Here is a 660-nt window from a genome sequence, read left to right as displayed (position 1 = left end):
ACGGACCGCCGCCCCAGTTGCTCCGCGCTGCGATCCGCTTGGCCGACCCCGTCGCGATCCGCTTGGCCGCCCCCGCTATGAACAGCTTGGGTGACCCGACTGCGATCCATTACCCCGGCCCGTCACAACCCCCGACGAGCGCCACTTCGGCATGGAGGCGACCGTCCTCGCGCACCGCCACGCCGTCTATCTGCGCGCTCAGCGCCGAGCCCCAGCGCGATGGAGTCGCCACACCCGCGACTGGACACCCACTGGCCCTGTGCGGCTCAACCCCTCCCCGAACCTCACCCCAGTAGTACCGACGATGAACGCAGCTGCGTGACATGTTTCACGCGACAACTACGTTGACACTCACCGCTGGGCTTCTGCCGGTTGGCCCTGGCGCCCTCGTCCAGGTAGCAGGGGGCGAACTCCTTCAACGTCGGCACCGTCTTCTTCTCCACGGCCTTGCGGCCTCGTGAGAGCAGCTCGGACTGCCGCTTGCCCACCCCACGCCTTCGCGCCCGACTTGGAGGCCACCGGCGCCTTCACGCGCTCGCGGTACAGCTCGCCATCGGGTCACTTGAACATGATGTCCACCCTCCAGCGGCCCTTCTTGGCCCCTCTTCACCAGCCCGCCGCCCTCAACAGGGCTCCTCTCCGTCCTATCCTTTGCTGCTC

General features: G+C 67.7%; 1 protein-coding gene. It reads right to left on the bottom strand.

From position 1 onward, the window contains the following. Nucleotides 1-284: 284 nt before the first annotated feature. The gene (locus D7X55_RS45045; protein ID WP_233610400.1) at nt 285-488 is read right to left on the bottom strand and encodes a hypothetical protein; all 204 of its coding nucleotides are present in this window, start codon (nt 486-488) and stop codon (nt 285-287) included. Nucleotides 489-660: the final 172 nt, after the last annotated feature.

Source organism: Corallococcus sp. AB049A, from assembly GCF_003668885.1.
Classification (GTDB): Bacteria; Myxococcota; Myxococcia; order Myxococcales; family Myxococcaceae; genus Corallococcus; species Corallococcus interemptor.
This window is presented reverse-complemented; position numbering and strand designations above follow the sequence as displayed.